16 protein-coding genes are annotated in these 14,502 nt (G+C 66.0%); 9 read left to right on the top strand and 7 right to left on the bottom strand.

Translation table 11 applies throughout. The annotated features are described in order from the left end of the window. Positions 1 to 3: 3 nt before the first annotated feature. From yidD to SPMU_RS06770, 4 genes are all read right to left on the bottom strand, one after another. A complete protein-coding gene (gene yidD / locus SPMU_RS06785) occupies positions 4 to 216 on the bottom strand; it encodes a membrane protein insertion efficiency factor YidD (RefSeq protein ID WP_088332968.1) in 213 nt (70 codons plus the stop codon). After that, entirely contained in the window at positions 213 to 533 is a 321-nt protein-coding gene (gene rnpA, locus SPMU_RS06780; RefSeq protein WP_088332967.1) for a ribonuclease P protein component, read from the bottom strand. Before rnpA ends, yidD begins: the two co-directional genes overlap by 4 nt. A 35-nt stretch (positions 534 to 568) precedes the next feature. Then, positions 569 to 703: a 50S ribosomal protein L34 gene (gene rpmH / locus SPMU_RS06775; RefSeq protein ID WP_028056723.1), complete on the bottom strand. Its 135-nt coding sequence runs from the start codon at positions 701 to 703 to the stop codon at positions 569 to 571. A gap of 84 nt (positions 704 to 787) precedes the next feature. After that, complete coding sequence (locus tag SPMU_RS06770) at positions 788 to 1,066, bottom strand: hypothetical protein (RefSeq protein ID WP_245832818.1); 279 nt, start codon at positions 1,064 to 1,066, stop codon at positions 788 to 790. 106 nt (positions 1,067 to 1,172) lie between these two features. Between SPMU_RS06770 and SPMU_RS06765 the strand changes: the two genes are divergently transcribed. After that, positions 1,173 to 2,681, top strand: coding sequence for a YifB family Mg chelatase-like AAA ATPase (locus SPMU_RS06765; protein WP_088332965.1), 1,509 nt, complete (start codon positions 1,173 to 1,175; stop codon positions 2,679 to 2,681). A 20-nt stretch (positions 2,682 to 2,701) separates the two neighbouring features. On the opposite strand, the gene SPMU_RS06760 is transcribed toward SPMU_RS06765, so the two are convergent. After that, positions 2,702 to 4,318 carry a putative bifunctional diguanylate cyclase/phosphodiesterase gene (locus SPMU_RS06760; RefSeq protein WP_088332964.1) on the bottom strand — a complete coding sequence of 539 codons (1,617 nt, stop codon included), beginning with the start codon at positions 4,316 to 4,318 and terminating at the stop codon, positions 2,702 to 2,704. Positions 4,319 to 4,514: 196 nt separating this feature from the next. On the opposite strand from SPMU_RS06760, the gene ffh reads away from it, so the two are divergent. The 4 genes from ffh to rimM are packed head-to-tail and all read left to right on the top strand — an operon-like array spanning position 4,515 to position 7,129. Further along, positions 4,515 to 6,029 (top strand): signal recognition particle protein, encoded by a 1,515-nt coding sequence (ffh, locus tag SPMU_RS06755; protein WP_088332963.1) that lies wholly within the window; start codon positions 4,515 to 4,517, stop codon positions 6,027 to 6,029. Positions 6,030 to 6,072: 43 nt separating this feature from the next. Further along, positions 6,073 to 6,486: a 30S ribosomal protein S16 gene (gene rpsP, locus SPMU_RS06750; protein ID WP_088332962.1), complete on the top strand. Its 414-nt coding sequence runs from the start codon at positions 6,073 to 6,075 to the stop codon at positions 6,484 to 6,486. 48 nt (positions 6,487 to 6,534) lie between these two features. Next, on the top strand, positions 6,535 to 6,672 hold the full coding sequence (locus SPMU_RS17075) for a hypothetical protein (RefSeq protein ID WP_211275720.1): 138 nt from the start codon (positions 6,535 to 6,537) through the stop codon (positions 6,670 to 6,672). Further along, positions 6,635 to 7,129, top strand: coding sequence for a ribosome maturation factor RimM (rimM, locus tag SPMU_RS06745; protein WP_211275719.1), 495 nt, complete (start codon positions 6,635 to 6,637; stop codon positions 7,127 to 7,129). The genes SPMU_RS17075 and rimM overlap by 38 nt, the downstream gene beginning before the upstream one ends. 69 nt (positions 7,130 to 7,198) lie before the next feature. On the opposite strand, the gene SPMU_RS06740 is transcribed toward rimM, so the two are convergent. Beyond that, positions 7,199 to 8,104 carry an NAD(P)/FAD-dependent oxidoreductase gene (locus tag SPMU_RS06740; RefSeq protein ID WP_088332961.1) on the bottom strand — a complete coding sequence of 302 codons (906 nt, stop codon included), beginning with the start codon at positions 8,102 to 8,104 and terminating at the stop codon, positions 7,199 to 7,201. Between the two features lie 147 nt (positions 8,105 to 8,251). On the opposite strand from SPMU_RS06740, the gene SPMU_RS06735 reads away from it, so the two are divergent. The 3 genes from SPMU_RS06735 to rplS are packed head-to-tail and all read left to right on the top strand — an operon-like array spanning position 8,252 to position 10,897. Further along, on the top strand, positions 8,252 to 9,781 hold the full coding sequence (locus SPMU_RS06735; protein WP_245832816.1) for a serine hydrolase domain-containing protein: 1,530 nt from the start codon (positions 8,252 to 8,254) through the stop codon (positions 9,779 to 9,781). Beyond that, the gene (gene trmD, locus SPMU_RS06730; protein WP_088332959.1) at positions 9,778 to 10,503 is read left to right on the top strand and encodes a tRNA (guanosine(37)-N1)-methyltransferase TrmD; all 726 of its coding nucleotides are present in this window, start codon (positions 9,778 to 9,780) and stop codon (positions 10,501 to 10,503) included. Before SPMU_RS06735 ends, trmD begins: the two co-directional genes overlap by 4 nt. Positions 10,504 to 10,507: 4 nt before the next feature. Further along, a complete protein-coding gene (rplS, locus tag SPMU_RS06725) occupies positions 10,508 to 10,897 on the top strand; it encodes a 50S ribosomal protein L19 (RefSeq protein WP_088332958.1) in 390 nt (129 codons plus the stop codon). A gap of 125 nt (positions 10,898 to 11,022) precedes the next feature. Here rplS and SPMU_RS06720 read toward each other — a convergent pair whose 3' ends face one another. Further along, the gene (locus tag SPMU_RS06720; RefSeq protein ID WP_088332957.1) at positions 11,023 to 12,060 is read right to left on the bottom strand and encodes a potassium channel family protein; all 1,038 of its coding nucleotides are present in this window, start codon (positions 12,058 to 12,060) and stop codon (positions 11,023 to 11,025) included. 157 nt (positions 12,061 to 12,217) lie between these two features. Between SPMU_RS06720 and SPMU_RS06715 the strand changes: the two genes are divergently transcribed. After that, entirely contained in the window at positions 12,218 to 14,464 is a 2,247-nt protein-coding gene (locus SPMU_RS06715; RefSeq protein ID WP_088332956.1) for a S9 family peptidase, read from the top strand. Positions 14,465 to 14,502 lie beyond the last annotated feature (38 nt).

The raw sequence follows: 14,502 nt of genomic DNA, 5'->3' as shown, positions 1-14,502 counted from the left end.
CCCTTATGGCACCGGATCATAGCCGTGCCCGCCCCAGGGCCCGCAGCGTGCGATGCGCTTTGCGGCGAGCCAGGAACCCCGCGCGGCTCCATAGCGGCCAAGCGCCTCGATTGCATAGGCGGAACAGCTTGGCTGGTAGCGACAAGTCGGCGGCAGGATCAGCGACGGGCCGAGTTGCCAGCCGCGTGCGATCAGGATCAGCAGCCGGGCAATCATCTGGTCACCTTGCGCAGCGCCTTGCCGAGCTCCGCGCGAAGACTGTCATAATCGCGTTCGATGCCGCCCATACGGCCAATCAGGACGTGATCGGCGCCTGCGACGCCCTGCGCGGGCAATAGCTCACGCGCCAAGGCACGCAACCGGCGCTTCATCCGGTTACGTACCACGGCGTTGCCGATTTTCTTGGTGACGGTGTAGCCGACGCGAATCGTCGCGTCGCCATCCTCACGAGGGCGGACCAGCAGGACGAAGCCCGGCATTGGTGCCCGCCGTCCAGCATTCGCCGCCAGGAAATCCCGGCGGCGCGTTAGCATGATCAACCCTGTACCCGTCGTACCCTGTAAGCCGGTTAGGCCGACAGCTTCTTGCGGCCGCGCGCGCGGCGCGCGCGGATCACGGCACGACCGCCGACCGTGGCCATCCGTGCACGGAAGCCGTGACGGCGTGCCCGCACCAGGTTGCTCGGCTGAAAGGTCCGCTTCATGGTTCATTCCCGAATCTGAAAAATAAAGGCCGCCACGAGGGACGGCCCGAATGGTGCGCCGCATAAGCGAAGGTGCGCTGTAAGTCAACGCGAGCCAAGGACCCGATCACGCGCGCGTCGGCGTCGCTCGCTCGGGCGCCGCATCACCCGATCCACCATGTTGCCAGTGCGTGGCCAGCGCCGTTTCAGCCGCGCCCAGCGGACCTGCGCCCAGCGCGAGTTGCGCAGGATTAGGATCATGCCCCCGGCGAACACGAAGATTCCGCCGGGCCCCGGCAGCGGGGCCATCATGGGCGCACCAAGCAGAAGCAGGCCACCCAAGGCCAGTTGGAGCATCCGCACGGCAGGATGACGATCGCGCATGAAAGCCGTGTGGCTGGAGTGTGTTGCACTGGCAAGACGGCACGCGAGAGGTTTGCACGCCCACGAAAGCCGGTAAGAACGGGGCAGGGGAGTTTTCGGGGGGTGTATGGCGGCGATTGTCGCAACGGCGGCGTATCTCGGGCTGGAGGCGCGCGCCGTTGAAGTGCAGGTGCAGCTCATCGCTGGCCTGCCGGCCTTTAATCTGGTGGGGCTGGCGGACAAGGCGGTAGGGGAAAGCCGCGAGCGCGTGCGCGGCGCGATCGCGGCCATGGGGCTGGCGCTACCGCCCAAGCGCATCGCCGTTAATCTGTCCCCGGCGGATCTCCCCAAGGAGGGATCGCACTTCGACTTGCCCATCGCACTCGGCCTGCTCGCCGCGATGGGCGTCGTCGATGCCGAGACATTGTCGGACTATGTCATTGTCGGTGAACTGACTCTCGATGGCCGGCTTGCGCCGTCCCCGGGCGTGTTGCTCGCCGCGCTTCACGCGGCGGAGATCGGGAAGGGGCTGATCTGCCCCGCCGCGCAAGGCGCCGAGGCGGCGTGGAGCGGATCGATCGATGTGGTTGCCGCGCCTGATCTTCTGTCGCTGATCAATCATCTGAAGGGGCATGGGCTCTTGCCTACGCCGCGCGCCGGTGAGGTGGAAACGGCGAGCAGCGGGCCGGACCTGCGGCAGGTGCGTGGGCAGGAGTCGGCCAAGCGCGCGCTGGAGATTGCGGCGGCCGGCAATCACAATCTGCTGATGGTTGGCCCGCCCGGGAGCGGGAAGTCGCTGATGGCGGCTTGTCTGCCGGGGATCCTCCCACCACTGGACCCGGGCGAAGCGCTCGAGGTTTCGATGGTGCAATCGGTGGCCGGCACGCTTGAAGGTGGGCGGCTGACGCGCAAGCGGCCCTTCCGCGCGCCGCATCACTCCGCATCCATGGCTGCGCTGACCGGCGGCGGGCTGAAGGTGCGGCCGGGCGAGGTGAGCATGGCGCATCTCGGCGTCCTGTTCCTTGACGAATTGCCGGAGTTCCAGCGCGCCGTGCTCGATTCGCTGCGCCAGCCGCTTGAAACAGGCACGGTCAGCGTCGCCCGCGCCAATGCACATGTGACGTTCCCTGCCAGAGTGCAGCTGGTGGCGGCGATGAACCCGTGTCGGTGCGGGTATCTCGGCGATGCCGGCTTGGCGTGCGCGCGGGCGCCCAAATGCGCAGGGGACTATCAGGCGAAGGTTTCGGGGCCCCTGCTCGACCGTATCGATCTCCATGTGGAAGTGCAGGCGGTGAGTGCCATCGATCTGATGCTGCCGCCGCCGGCGGAGGGATCGAGCGAGGTCGCGGCGCGCGTCGCCGCCGTACGCGCCATCCAGACGGAGCGGTATCGGGACTACACAATCCGCACCAATGCGGAGGTCGATGGCGACCTGCTGGAGCTGTTCGCAACGCCGGACGCGGCGGGCCGCGCCTTGCTGGCGCAGGCGGCGGAGGCCATGCGGCTGTCGGCGCGCGGCTATACGCGCATTCTCCGCGTCGCGCGCACCATCGCCGACATGGCAGGCAGCGCGGAGATCGGCCGTATCCATGTTGCCGAAGCGCTGAGCTATCGCCGGCAGCCACCAAGAAACTAAGCCGATCTTCGGCGACCGGCTCAGCCGGCCAGGCGGCGCTCCGCGTCGCTTGCCGCGCTGCCGGCACCCAGCAGGCGACGCTCGGCGAGCAGTCGCCGAGTGTTCGCGGCGTCTGCAGGGCGGCCGTACAGATAGCCTTGGCCGCGGGCGCAGCCGAGCGCGCGCATTCTGGCCTCCGTCGCCAAATCCTCGATGCCTTCCGCCGTTACCGGCAAATTCAGGCTCGCGCCCACGCTGGCGACAGCGCCGACCAGGGCCGCACTATCCTGATCCTCGGCGATCACTTGGACGAAGCTGCGCTCGATCTTGATCCGATCGAACGGCATCGCCCGCAGGTGACCGAGGCTCGAATAACCAGTGCCGAAATCATCGAGCGCGACACTGATGCCCTGGTTCTTGAGGCTGCCGATGATCGACTGCGCGAGGGCCAAGTTTTCGAACAAGGCCCGTTCGGTGATCTCGATCTCCAGCCGATGCGCGGGAAAGCCGGTCTCCAACAGCAGCTTGATGATCTTCTGCGGGAGCCATGCATCACGCAATTGCACCGCGGAGACGTTGATCGAGATCGTCAGGGCAGGATCCCAGTCCCGCGCCGCCAGAAACGCCTGGCGCATCAGCGTTTGCGACAGATCGGCGATCATGCCGGTCTGCTCTGCGATTGGAATGAAGCGGTCAGGGCTGATCTGGCCGTGAAGCGGATGATTCCAGCGAGCGAGCACCTCGAAGCCGAGCAACTGGCCCGTGTTCAGATCCATCTGTTGCTCGAAGTGCGGCACGATCTGCCCTGCAGGGATTGCCGCGCGTAAGGCGGTTTCCAGTTCGTGGCGGGCGTGCAGGGCGCGCGCCATGTCGGGATCGAACCAGCTGAAGCGATTCCGGCCCGCCTCTTTTGCCGCATACATCGCGATGTCCGAGGCCCGGATCAGTGCCTCCACCGTGGTGCGCTCCTGATCGGAATGCGCGATGCCGATCGAAGCCGAGACGTGAAGCGACGTGCCGCCGAGATCAAGCGGACGCGTCAGTCGGCTGACCAATCGCTCCGCAACGCGCTGCACGGTGTTCGGATCCGCCGGGTTGAAGACGAAGAGGCAAGCGAACTCGTCGCCGCCCACCCGTGCGGCCAGGGAAACCGGCGGCAGCTCATTGCTGATTTCGGCAGCGACTCGGGCAAGCAACACGTCGCCGGTGCCGTGACCATGTAAATCATTGATCGTCTTGAATCGGTCGAGATCGATCATCAGCATCGCAACCGCCAGTTGGCGCTGCGCGGCTTCCTGAAGCATCGTCGTGCCTTCCTCGACGAGGGCGCGCCTGTTCAGAAAGCCGGTGAGCGGATCCTTTGGCGAAAGGCGACGTGCCCCTTCCGTGCTGTCCAACTGAAGCCGCAGCTGCCGCGTAACATTGCGGTGACGCCTGCGCCCGGCGACCATGACGGCAAGGTTCAAGAGCAATGCCGCGATCAGCGGCCAGACCAGCGGCTCCGCAGCCGCCGGGCCGTTCCGTACGACGCCGACGATCACCGCGCCCAGCACGACGACGCACAGCGCCACGGCAGCCATGGTGACAAGGCTGATCGGCGTTGCGCGTGTCCCGCGCCGGCCGTTGCGCGCGGGCTCGTAGGCGGTGGACTCATCCATGTCGCCCCATTTTGCGGCGATTGTGTGTAGAAGCCGTTAATGCCCTGCGACTTGCTCTCGCGGGCTTGTTGGGCTATTGGCCGCGCACGTTCCGTTGTTGAACGCTGAAGATAAGCGCCCATGTGGTGCACGCTGGCCGGCGAGGTTTCGCCCGCCGGCGCTTTTGCGTTTGGGCGGATGAAGGGAGTTAGACGCGATGTTCGACAGCCTGAGCGATCGTCTTGGCGGCGTATTCGACCGCCTGCGCGGTCGTGGCGCGCTGACGGAAGCGGACGTACGGCAGGCGATGCGCGAAGTGCGCGTTGCGCTTCTGGAAGCCGACGTTGCGTTGCCGGTCGCGCGCCAGTTCGTCGATGAGGCGACCGAGAAGGCGATCGGCCAGAACGTGCTGCGCTCGGTCACGCCGGGTCAGCAGGTCGTCAAGATCGTCCATGACGCGCTGATCGCGATGCTGGGCGGCGATGATCCGCAAGCGGCCGAGCTGAAGATCGATGTCACGCCGCCCGCAGTTGTCATGATGGTCGGCCTGCAGGGCTCGGGCAAGACGACGACCACGGCAAAGATCGCCAAGCGGCTGTCCGGCGGCCAGATGGGCCGCGATCGCAAAAAGGTGCTGATGGCGTCGCTCGACGTCAATCGCCCGAACGCGCAGGAACAGCTGGCGACGCTCGGCAAGCAGGTTGATGTGCAGACGCTGCCGATTGTTGCCGGGCAGCAGCCGGTAGAGATCGCCCGCCGTGCACTTCAGGCCGCGAAGCTGCAAGGCTTCGACGTGCTGATGCTCGACACGGCGGGTCGCCTCCATGTCGATCAGGCGCTGATGGACGAGATGAAGGCCGTGGCGGAGATCGCCACGCCGCAGGAAATCCTGCTCGTCGTCGACTCGTTGACTGGTCAGGACGCGGTCAACGTCGCGCAGAGCTTCTCGGATCAGGTGCCGCTCACCGGCGTCGTGCTGACCCGTATGGACGGCGATGCGCGCGGCGGTGCGGCGCTGTCGATGCGCGCCGTCACCGGCAAGCCGATCAAGTTTGCCGGCGTCGGCGAAAAGATGGATGCGCTCGAGGCGTTCCATGCCGAGCGGGTCGCCGGCCGTATCCTCGGCATGGGCGACGTCGTCAGCCTCGTCGAGAAGGCTGCGGAGTCGATCCAGCAGGAAGACGCCGAGCGCATGGCGGCGAAGCTGGCCAAGGGCCAGTTCGACATGGACGACCTGCGCGGCCAGTTGGCGCAGATGCGCCGCATGGGCGGGCTGGGCGCGCTCGCCGGCATGATGCCCGGCATGAAGAAGGCGCAGCAGGCCATGGCCAATGGCGCGGTCGACGAACGCATTCTGCTGCGCATGGACGCGATGATCACGTCAATGACGCAGAAGGAACGCTCCAAGCCCGAGCTGATCAACGCCAAGCGCAAGATCCGCATCGCCAAGGGCAGCGGCACGACCGTTCAGGACGTGAACAAGCTGCTGAAGATGCACCAGGAAATGTCCACGGCGATGAAGAAGATTCGCAAGATGGGCGGCATCAAGGGGATGCTGGCGATGCTGGGCAAGGGCGGCCCCGGCGGCGGCATGGCCGGCATCGGCAATGCCATTGGCGGCCCGGAGCTTGGCGACATGCTGGGCAAGGCGGGCGGCGGCGGGCTGCCTGGCTTGCCGGGCCTGGGTGGCGGCGGCGGGCTCCCGCCCGGCTTTCCGAAGTTCAAGAAGTAAGTTTTTCAAACACTTTTCAGATACGTAGAAGGAAGAGACTACAATGGCACTGAGCATTCGCCTGTCGCGTGGCGGTTCGAAGAAGCGTCCTTATTACCGCATCGTCGTTGCCGATGCGCGCAGCCCGCGCGATGGTCGTTTCATCGAGAAGATCGGTAACTACAATCCGCTGCTCGCCAAGGACGACGAGAAGCGCATCGTGCTCGACGCTGAGCGCGCCAAGCACTGGCTGAGCAACGGCGCGCAGCCGACCGACCGCGTCGCGCGCTTCCTTGACCTTGCCGGTGTTCGCGAGCGTGCAGCCCGCAGCAACCCCAAGAAGGCCGAGCCGGGCGAGAAGGCAAAGGAGCGCGCCGAGGAGCGGGCGGAGAAGCTGAAGGCAGAGCAGGAGGCTGCAGCCGAAGCAGCGAACACAGGTTCGGGCGAGACCGAAGCTGCCGAGGCAAGCGCAGAATAAGCATCCGATCGGATCATGGCGCGTTCCTTCTGTTGAAAGGAACTCGCCATGAATCCCGATCCTGATCCCCGGACTGCGAATGATGACGACCAAAAAGTCGCCAGCAACGAAGGGGTCTCCGCCCCCGATCCCGCCGAAGGGCGCGACGATGCACCCGCCGGCGACGAAGGCTCGCCCGACGGGTGAGCCGACGATCGTCCTGGCCGCGGTCACGGGCCCGCATGGTATCGGCGGCGAAGTGAAGCTGAAGCTCTTCGCCGACGATGTTGGTGCGTTCACCTCGTTCAACGAGGGCGCGCTGACCCTGCGATCGCTGCGCGGCAACATCGCCCGCTTCGCCGAAGTGCCGGATCGCACCGCCGCAGAGGCTTTGCGTGGCATGCAGTTGACGGTGCCACGGTCGGCGCTGCCTCCGCTGGAGGAGGGCGAATATTACCATGCCGATCTGATCGGCTTGCCGGCTACATCAGACGCGGGCGAGCCAATCGGGTACGTTGTCGCCGTCGAGAATTTCGGCGCCGGTGACGTGATCGAGATCGAGCGGCCGACCGGCAAACGCTTCATGGTTCCGATGAACGAACACGCGGTGCCGGAATGGAGCGGCGAGGGGATCGTGGTGGCGGCGGCATTCGCCGCTGATTGATCATCGGTGGGTGCCGCGGAGACGGGCGCGGCAACGGACTGTGGCGCCGGTCCTCGCCTCGTCCGGCGCTTATCGCCGGATCGGGTGTCGTTCGCTTAGTTCGTTGCGGATCGTCGTGGCGGCGACGCCGGCCTGGCCCATTGCGTGGCTGATCTGATCCAATCCCTTCACCACGTCGCCTGCCGCGTACAAGCCCGGCAGGGTGGTGCGCTGATGTTCGTCCGTCACGATGCATCCGTCGTCGGTGCCTCGCGCACCGGCTGCAAGGGCGAGCTCGGAGCGGATCTGCGAGCCAAGCGCGGGATAGACGCTGTCGAATGACAATCTACCCGCTGCCGTGTCCAGGGCGAACTGGTCTTGTTCTATGGCATAGCCACCGCACGGGCCATCAACCCGGGATATGCCGGCACGATCGAGCGCCGCGGCGCATTCCTCGTCCAGCATATGCGCAGCATCAGGCGCGATCAGCGTGATGTCGCGGGAATAACCGCACAGGAACAATGCCTCTCGCATGCCGTGGCTGCCGGTGCCGATCACGCCGACGCGCTTGTCCGTCACTTCGTAGCCATCGCAGATGGGGCAGTATCGTAGCAGCCCCTCGCTGAGCGCGCGGTCATGCAACGCATCATCCATGTCCGGACGATTGTTCACCACGCCGGTGGCGAGCAGAACGGTGCGCGCCTCGACTTGTGTGTCGGACGTGCGGATCACGAAGTCGTCGCCCGTCGGCTCGATCGCGGTGACCGTCGCCCGATGAGTGCGGACACCAAAGGACGCTGCCTGTTCGCTCATGCGCCCGAGCAAATCCGGGCCGCTGATCCCGCCGGGGTAGCCGGCGTGGTTATGCGTGCAGGGGATCGACGCCGCACGGCTCGATCCATTGTCGAACACGGCAATGTCGAGGTGGAAACGGGCAAGGTAGATGGCCGCCGTCAGCCCGGCCGGACCACCCCCGATGATAACGCAATCGTGCATGGCGACGGGAGCGATCCAGGAGGCGGGTGGTTCCCTCGATGCAACGGGGTGCAGCAATTGGTTTGGCGGCTGCGCTCAGTCACGATTGACCGGGGCAGGGCGGGCGGTAACGCTGGGCCACTGCTTACGACCTTCCGGGGGATGATCATGATCCGCGCGTTATCGGCTGCCCTGCTGCTTGCCTCGTCCCCTGCCGCTTTGGCGCAAACGGCAGCGCCGGCATCCGCCCCCGTCCCCGCTGCTGCGCCAAGCACGCCCGGGGTCGAGGCGATCGAGCCCCAACTTACCGGCATCTTCGACACATGGATGAAGCAGGCGCATGTACCGGGTCTCGTTTACGGTGTGGTCAAGGACGGACGGCTGGTGCTCGTCCGTGGCCTCGGCGTGCAGGACGTCGCCACCAAGCGGCCAGTGACGCCGGACAGCCTGTTTCGCATCGCGTCCATGTCCAAGGCGTTCACGGCCATGGCGATCCTGAAGCTGCGCGATGAAGGGCGGCTGTCGCTCGATGCTCCCGCCGAGCGCTACATCCCCGAAATCCGCGGCTGGAAGTACCCGAGCGCTGACAGCCGCCGCATCCGCGTGGAGGATCTGATCCACCACACGGCCGGTTTCGTGGAGGACAATCCGTGGGGCGATCGGCAGCAGTCGCTGTCGGAGCCGGCGTTCACCGCCATGCTGAAGGCCGGTGTGCCCTTTGCCCAGGCGCCGGGGCTCCGCATGGAATATTCCAACCTCGGCTATGCCATGCTCGGCCGCATCGTCCACAATGTCTCCGGCGTGCGGTACCAGGATTATATCCGCCGCGAGATCATGGCGCCGCTCGGCATGGCAACGACCGGCTACGACGTGCTGAATGGCGCGCAGGAGATGCGGGCGCTCGGCTATCGCTGGCAGGACAACGCCTGGAGGCGCGAGCCGGACATGGCGGATGGCGCGTTCGGCGCGATGGGGGGCGTGCAGACCAGCGCCAATGATTACTGGCGCTGGATCGCGTTTCTGCTCTCCGGCTGGCCGGCGCGCGACGATACCGAGGCTGGCCCGGTAAAGCGCGCCACCGTCCGCGAGATCGTGGAGGGTTCGAACTACGTCAGCACGGCGGAGCGGCCGAGCGCGTCGGGGCAGATGTGCCGCGTGGCGACAGCTTATGCGATGGGCTGGTCCGTGGTGAACGACTGTGACGTGGGCCGGATCGTCACGCACAGCGGCGGCTACCCCGGCTATGGCTCGATCGTGATGATGCTGCCCGACGCCGGCGTCGGGGTGTTCGCCTTCGCCAACCGGACTTATGCGGGGCCGGGCAAGCCGGTGTCGGAAGCGCTATACGCGCTGCGGCAGGCGGGCCTGGCGAACGAGCGCGAGCTGCCGGTGTCGCCGGAGCTGGCGCGCGCCTATGACATTGCGCGCGACGTCTGGATGCGCGGCGATCCCGGCCGCGCCCCCCTGGCGAACAACGTGGTGCTTGACCGTGATCTGGCCCGTCGCCGCAAGGACATCGTCGACCTGAAGAAGCAGGTCGGCACGTGCCAGACGGGCGCACCGATCACGCCCGTTTCGACGATGGAAGGTCGTTTCCGCTGGACGTGCACGTCCGGCGCCGTCGCCGGCCGCGTGCAGCGTGCGCCAACGCCGGCCTTGAGCCTTCAGGTGTTGAGCTTTACCGCCGCCAACCCGTGACCTTTGCTGCCACCATCCTTACGCTATACCCCGAGATGTTCCCGGGGCCGCTCGGCCATGCCATCGCCGGACGGGCGCTGGCCGAGGGGCGCTGGTCGCTCGACGCCGTCAACATTCGCGACTTCGCCACCGATCGGCACCGCACGGTGGACGATACGCCCGCAGGCGGCGGCGCCGGCATGGTGTTGCGCGTCGACATTCTCGCCGCGGCGCTCGACGCACAGGCGCAGGGCCGCCCGGTGCTGGCGATGACGCCGCGAGGCAAGCCGCTAAGCCAGGCGCGCGTTCGGCAACTTGCGGCGGGCCCCGGCGCCATCATCCTGTGCGGCCGCTTCGAAGGTTTTGACGAGCGACTGTTCGAGGGCCGCGACATCGAGGAAGTCTCGATCGGGGATTACGTCCTCTCCGGCGGCGAGACGGCGGCGCTGGTGGTCCTTGACGCTTGCGTCCGGCTGCTTCCGGGCGTAATGGGCGCGGCTTCCAGTGGAGTCGAGGAAAGCCACGAAAGCGGCCTCCTGGAATATCCGCATTATACCCGACCTCAGGAATGGGAAGGGCGCACGATCCCTGAAGTGCTGCGATCGGGGGATCATGCGAAAATCGCCGCTTGGCGCCAGCGCCGGGCGGAGGAAGATACACGGCTACGGCGGCCGGACCTGTGGGAGCGTCACAACGGCGCTCGGGTCAACCGCCCTCTGGCGCGCAGCGACGAACAGGAATGAAGTTATGAACCTGATCCAGCAGCTCGAAGCCGAGCAGATTGCCAAGCTGACCGCGAACAAGAAGCTCCCGGAATTCCGCCCGGGTGACACGCTCAAGGTTGGTGTGAAAGTCGTCGAGGGTGAGCGTACCCGCGTCCAGAACTACGAAGGCGTGTGCATCGCGCGTTCGAACAAGGGCATGGGCTCGTCGTTCACCGTGCGCAAGATCTCGTTCGGCGAGGGCGTGGAGCGCGTGTTCCCGCTGTACTCGCCCAACGTCGATTCGATCGAGGTCGTCCGCAAGGGCGCCGTGCGTCGTGCGAAGCTCTATTACCTGCGTGGTCGTACCGGCAAGTCGGCGCGTATCGCCGAGCGCCGCGACAACCGTCCGGCCAAGGCCGAAGCCGCCGAGTAATCCGCGCGCGCGATCGGAAAGAAAGGCGTCGGTGGCTTCCCACCGGCGCCTTTTTTCATGCGTCCCGCGCCAGACTGTCCGCCGTGATATCCTTGAACGCCACGGCGACCGCGCTGACCCGTCAATCAGACCTTGCTGGCATCCGTATTGCCGCGCACGATTTCCACGATACGATCACCGATCTCGACGCTAGCCGCCTCCGGCTGGTCGAAGCCGATGCAGCGGCCAGCTCGGAACATCCGGACGCCCAGCCCGGTGGCGAGGCCCGTGAGCGGCCGGCCCACGTCCTGCGCGGTCGCATCGCGTTCGTGCAGCGCGACCCGGCCATGAACCGCCGCGAGATCGGTCAGATATTCCGAGACATGCGGCCCGGAGGTCGATCCTGCCAGCAGCAGACCCGCAAAGCTTGCTGGATTGATCACGACGTCCGCGCCCGCTTGGCGCGCGAGCGGCTCATTGTCGTCGGAGCGGATAACGGCACTGATGCGGACCTCACGTGACAGGCGACGGGCGGTCAGCACGATCAGGATGGTGGTATCGTCTCGCCCGGCGGCGACCATCAGCGTTGCCGCCCGCTCGATGCGGGCAGTCTTGAGCGTCGCGTCGCGCGTCGCATCGGCATCCAGAACAACCGCCCCGCATCCCTCGGCATGGGCCAGCGCTTCCTGATTGCGATCGATGACGACGATGCTGCCGGGATCAACCCCCCTGCGGATCAACTCGCGCAGTGCCTCGGTGCCGCTGGTGCCATACCCAGCGATGACCACATGGTCGGCCAATTGGCGCTGGATCACCCGCATGCGCCACCGCTGCCAGACGCGTCGCAACAGGAAATCATAAGCCGTCCCCAAGAAGATCAACCAGACGAAAAGGCGGATCGGCGTCACCACAAAGGTGTCGAACAGCCGTGCGCCTTGAGTCACCGGAACGATGTCACCGAAGCCCACTGTCGTGACGGTGATCATGGTGAAATACATGATGTCGACGAAATTGATCGAGCCGTCGATATTGTCCCGCAGCCCGTCGCGGCCGAGCCAGTGCCCGCCGAGCGCGATGCCGATCAGCGTCAGCGCCAATCCGATGCGCAGCGCAAGGCTAGCCCAGTCCGACAGCGCACTGCGGCGCCGCAGGTGAAGCTCTTCGACATGCTTGTTCAAACGCATCGCGCGAACCTAGGCCTGCCTCGCCCGGAAAGTCGAGCGTCGCCGCGTCGATGCCGCCGAAGCGCGGTGTGAAAGCCGATGAAGCGATCGCGTGTCGGCTTTTGCGCTCGCGGAGTTACCGGGCTAACCGGATGGGGCAAGCAGTTGGGAAGAGTGAATGCGCATATGGATGGCGGCGATCGGTGCCGGTGTGGCGATCTGGGCGGGCGCCGCAATGGCTGAAGCAGATGCGGCGGGAACAACGAGGTCGGCGGCCAAGCTGACGCTCGAGCGCGTGTTTGCGAGCCCCGACCTCGCCGGTGGTCAGCCGCAGGCGCTGCGCTTGTCACCTGATGGCACGCTTCTCACCTCGGTGCGACCGCGTGCCGATGAGCGCAACCGGTTCGACCTGTGGGCAATGGACACGCGCACGGGACAATCGCGGATGCTGGTGGATTCGCGCGCGATCGGCAGCGGTGCCGAGCTGTCCGAAGCGGAAAAGATGCAGCGCGAGCGCGACCGTTCGAAGACCGGCAAGACCGGCATTCTCGATTATGACTGGGCACCCGACGGCAAGTCGATTCTGGTGCCGGTGGATGGCGAGCTGTTCGTTGCCACGCTCGACGGTGCGGTGCGCAAGCTGGAGGGCACGCAGGGTGCACTGAACCCGGGCGTTTCGCCACGCGGCGGCTATGTCAGTTTCGTGCGCGACCAGAACCTGTGGGTGCGGCCTGCGAACGGCGGCGACGCGCGCCAGCTCACCAAGGAAGGCGGCGGCACCGTTCACTTCGGCGAGGCGGAGTTCGTCGCGCAGGAGGAAATGCATCGTAGGACGGGCTATTGGTGGTCCCCCGACGATCGGCTGATCGCAGTCGTGCGCTTCGACGACGCGCCGGTGCGCGTGTTCACGCGCGCCTCGATCGGCGCCACCGGCACCAGCATCTACGAACAGCGCTATCCCGCGGCGGGCACCCCGAACGTGCTGGTCGATCTGTTCATCATGAAGCCGGACGGCTCCGGCCGGATCAAGGTCGATCTCGGCGCGGAACGTGACATTTACCTGGCGCGGATGAACTGGCTGCCGGACGGCTCGGCGCTGCTGGTGCAGCGGCAATCGCGCGACCAGCGTACGCTCGACATGCTGCGCGTCGATCCGGCGACCGGCAAGGCGACCGTGCTGTTCACCGAGCGCGCCGGCGAGCGGAGCTGGGTCAACCTGTCTGACGCATATCGGCCCTTGCGCGACGGCAGCCTCATCTGGCGGTCCGAACGCGACGGCTATGCTCACCTCTATCATTGGAAAGCGGGCAGCTGGACGCAACTGACCAAGGGGCCCTGGGTCGTCGACGCGCTCGTCGCTGTGGACGAGGCGACCGGCCGGCTGGTCTTCACCGCCAATCGCGACGGTCCGCTTGAGCGGCACCTTTATGCCATGAACCTTGCGCGTCCGGGCGAGATCACCCGGCTGACGGAGGCCGGCTGGTCGCTGAGCGGCGTTGCCGCGGATGGTGCGGGAACCCGTTTCATCATCAGCCGGTCGAGTCCGTCGCAGCCCAAGCAGACCTATCTCGCCGACGCGAGCGGCAAGCGGGTCAGCTGGGTCAACGAGAATGCCGTGGCGGGCGATCACCCCTATGCGCCGTTCCTGCCGACGCACCGCCCGACGCAGTTCGGCACGATCAAGGGGCCGGACGGCACGCCGCTCCACTGGCAGATGATCACCCCCGCGCTTCAGAAGGGGAAGCGCTACCCGGTGTTCTTCATGCATTATGGTGGCCCTGGCAGCCAGGACGTGTGGCGCGACTGGCCAGGCAACATGCCGCTGCGGCAGTTCCTGGTGCAGCAGGGCTGGATCGTCTTTCAGATCGACAATCGCGGCTCGAACAATCGCGGCAAGGCGTTCGAGGACGCCATCTGGCACGCCATGGGCACGGTGGAGGTCGAGGACCAGCTTGCCGGCGCCGCCTATCTGAAGTCGCTCCCCTTCGTGGATGCGAAGAAGATCGCGATCTATGGCTGGTCCTATGGCGGCTATCTGACGCTGAAGATGATGGAAGCGCATCCGGGCGTGTTCGCCGCCGGCATTTCGGGGGCGCCGGTCACCGATTGGGCGCTTTACGACACGCATTACACCGAGCGGTACATGGGCGACCCGACGCGTGACGCCGCCGCCTACAAAGGCTCAAGCGCGCTCGAGCTCGCTGATCGCATCAGCGATCCGCTGATGATCATGCACGGCATGGCGGACGATAACGTGTTCCTCGACAATACCACTGCCTTCGCCGCACGCATGCAGGCGGCGAACAAGCCGTTCGAGATGATGCTGTATCCCGGGAAGGCGCATGGCGCCGTACGCGACATCCATCCGTGGACGATGATGCTCGACTTCCTTGATCGCCACGTGAAGAAAAATGGCGTGAAGTAAAGCTTCGTTGGCACAATGTTTCGCGTGCCGTAAGGCGC

Origin of the sequence: Sphingomonas mucosissima (genome assembly GCF_002197665.1) — a bacterium.
Taxonomy (GTDB): Bacteria; Pseudomonadota; Alphaproteobacteria; order Sphingomonadales; family Sphingomonadaceae; genus Sphingomonas; species Sphingomonas mucosissima.
This window is presented reverse-complemented; position numbering and strand designations above follow the sequence as displayed.